The sequence below is a fragment of the Asticcacaulis sp. W401b genome (assembly GCF_046503825.1).
In the GTDB taxonomy this organism is placed as follows: Bacteria; Pseudomonadota; Alphaproteobacteria; order Caulobacterales; family Caulobacteraceae; genus Asticcacaulis.
In genome coordinates this window covers 1-2,264 of the sequence record NZ_JBKFEE010000043.1, presented here as the reverse complement: position 1 = coordinate 2,264, position 2,264 = coordinate 1, and the positions used below count along the sequence as shown (strand labels likewise).

Sequence of the window (2,264 nt, the reverse complement as noted above, 5' to 3'; positions counted from 1 at the left end):
TCTCAAACAGCAGGCGCGACATTGCCCCATGTCTTGATCCGGTTGGTAGGAGAAAACTGGGGCGGTGATGACCGCTTACGGGCGGTCAGGTCATTAACTCGACATATGACCGCAGTGGGCGCTCATCGCCCTAACGACGGCGATCGCGCGTTCAGATCGGCAATATAATCTCGCAGCAATGCCGCGCGTCTGGGGCGGAAGCTTTGCCCTGTCCCTTCGACCGTAGATATCCGCTCGGCGCGAAACATCCGGAAGGCCTCGCGCAGACAGCACCAGGCCAGCACCACCAATGTGCGCTCCGTATAGGAGATGGCCAAAGGCAGGATGGTGCGTTCGGTCACGGCGTTCGCGCTGTCCGTATAGCCGATGGTCAGCGCCTCCTCGGCCCAGCAGGCCTGACGGATAATGTCGATATCGACGCCCGCCGCATGACGCGCATCCGGTCGGTAGACCTGCGAAACGGCGTGAAAAAGGTACTGCTCACGCGCGTCCGGCAGGATGGCCGCCACCTTGGCCAGAACCGAAACTGCCGCCTTCGCCAGAGCCGGATCACCCGTCTGGCGGACCTCGCCGAGCCCCAGCGCAATCGCCTCTATCTCGATGCGATCGAAGGTCTGGGGCGGCAGGGCATAGTCCTCGATCAGCCGATAGCCGTAGCCGCGCTCGCCTTCGATACGCGCGCCCGCTGCGCGCAGGCTGTCGATATCGCGGTACAGAGAGCGCAACGACACGCCCATTTCCTCCGCCAGTCGATAGGCTGTGATCGGCGCAGGCATGACGCGCATGGCCTGCAGGAGTCTGAATAGGCGGTCGGGGCGAGCCATATCGTCCAACTGTCGGAAAATGTCAGTTGGCCCCGGCTATAACCGATCCACCACTTCAGGAGAAGGTTGAAAGCCAATGACCATTAAAACCACGCCCCACCTCAATTTCCGCGGCAACGCCCGCGACGCCCTCGGCTTCTATCAGTCCGTGTTCGGTGGCCATCAGACCGTGGTCACCTATGAGGAGGCTGGCGCACCTCACGACCCTGCCGAAGCCGGGCAGGTAATCTGGGGGCAGGTCGTGGCCGAAAACGGCTTTACCATCATGGCCTACGATGTGCCCGCTTTACGCGCATGGAATCCCGGCGAAGCGCCGTTCTTCGTCTCGGTGCGCGGCCCTGAGAGCGATGAAATCGCGCGCTTCTGGGAAGCCCTTGCGCAAAGCGCGACGATCATCCAGCCCTTGGGCGCCTCCGGCTGGTCACCGCTTTACGGCATGCTCAAGGATCGCTTCGGCATCACCTGGGTGCTCGACGTCGAAGTCGCCTACACGGCTGCATAATGGAGGTGGACCCCGCCCGCATCCAGACCTTTGCACAGGCGTCCGACTTCGGGCGCTGGCTGGCCGTACACCATGCGCAGACAACAGAGGTCTGGGTGAGGATATACAAGAAAGGCGCTGGCACAACGTCCGTCAATTGGTCCGAGGCCGTCATCGAAGCCCTTGCGTGGGGCTGGATCGACGGCCTAAAAAAGCGCGGCGATGACCGGTCATGGCTTCAGCGTTTCACGCCGCGCAGGCCGAAATCCCCATGGTCGCAAATCAATTGCGCTCACGCCGAATACCTCATTGCCGAAGGACGCATGCAGGCACCGGGTCTCGCCGCCGTTCTTGCCGCGAAGGCGGACGGGAGGTGGGATGTGGCCTACGCTGGAAGCGCCGCCATGGTATTGCCTGATGCAGTCCTCGCGCCCATCGCGGCTGATGTGGCCGCGCAGGCTGCATTTGATCGACTGCCTAGAAGCACAATATTCACATTCTACCAACGGCTCACTTCTCTTAAGCGAGAGGAGAGCCGAAGGACCCTGATTGACACCTTCGTGTCGTCTTTAAAAGCTTGTGACGAAGAGCCTTTTGGAGGGTAGTCCCTGTCGTGCGTTCGTAGCATCCGGTCTCCGATTTCGGGCACTGACGTCAATCGACACGTAGGTCCGCTAATGGGATGGACCGGCTGCTTCCCTTGCGAGGCAGTCGGCGTAGACTGCTTGGCTCCAACCGGAGAAGCATCCCATGGATACGAACATTCCTGAGTTAGCGTCGATAGGCATCGATATCGGCAAGGACGTGTTTCACCTTGTCGGATTTGGTACTGATGGTCAGATCGCTTTCCGTCGTAAGATCAAGCGGCTGGCACTGACGGAGACATTTAAAAAGCTACCGCCGTGTATCGTCGGCATGGAGGCCTGCCTCAGCGCGCATTTTGTCAGTCGAACCCTTCA

At 60.6% G+C, this 2,264-nt stretch carries 3 protein-coding genes and 1 pseudogene; 3 read left to right on the top strand and 1 reads right to left on the bottom strand.

Annotation, left to right across the window (positions count from 1 at the left end):
- Positions 1-122 precede the first annotated feature (122 nt).
- The gene (locus ACK8OE_RS20735; RefSeq protein ID WP_410274210.1) at positions 123-824 is read right to left on the bottom strand and encodes a helix-turn-helix transcriptional regulator; all 702 of its coding nucleotides are present in this window, start codon (positions 822-824) and stop codon (positions 123-125) included.
- Positions 825-900: 76 nt separating this feature from the next.
- On the opposite strand from ACK8OE_RS20735, the gene ACK8OE_RS20730 reads away from it, so the two are divergent.
- From ACK8OE_RS20730 to ACK8OE_RS20720, 3 genes and pseudogenes are all read left to right on the top strand, one after another.
- Positions 901-1,326, top strand: coding sequence for a VOC family protein (locus tag ACK8OE_RS20730; RefSeq protein ID WP_410274209.1), 426 nt, complete (start codon positions 901-903; stop codon positions 1,324-1,326).
- Positions 1,326-1,910, top strand: a complete 585-nt coding sequence (locus tag ACK8OE_RS20725) for a YdeI/OmpD-associated family protein (RefSeq protein WP_410274208.1) — start codon at positions 1,326-1,328, stop codon at positions 1,908-1,910. The genes ACK8OE_RS20730 and ACK8OE_RS20725 overlap by 1 nt, the downstream gene beginning before the upstream one ends.
- Positions 1,911-2,055: 145 nt before the next feature.
- Positions 2,056-2,264, top strand: a pseudogene (locus ACK8OE_RS20720) (IS110 family transposase); the annotation flags it as partial.

Bases quoted from the DNA above. Each gene is read 5' to 3' on its own strand.
- ACK8OE_RS20735 (WP_410274210.1), bottom strand. From the start codon at position 824: ATGGCTCGCCCCGACCGCCTATTCAGACTCCTGCAGGCCATGCGCGTC.
- ACK8OE_RS20730 (WP_410274209.1), top strand. From the start codon at position 901: ATGACCATTAAAACCACGCCCCACCTCAATTTCCGCGGCAACGCCCGC.
- ACK8OE_RS20725 (WP_410274208.1), top strand. From the start codon at position 1,326: ATGGAGGTGGACCCCGCCCGCATCCAGACCTTTGCACAGGCGTCCGAC.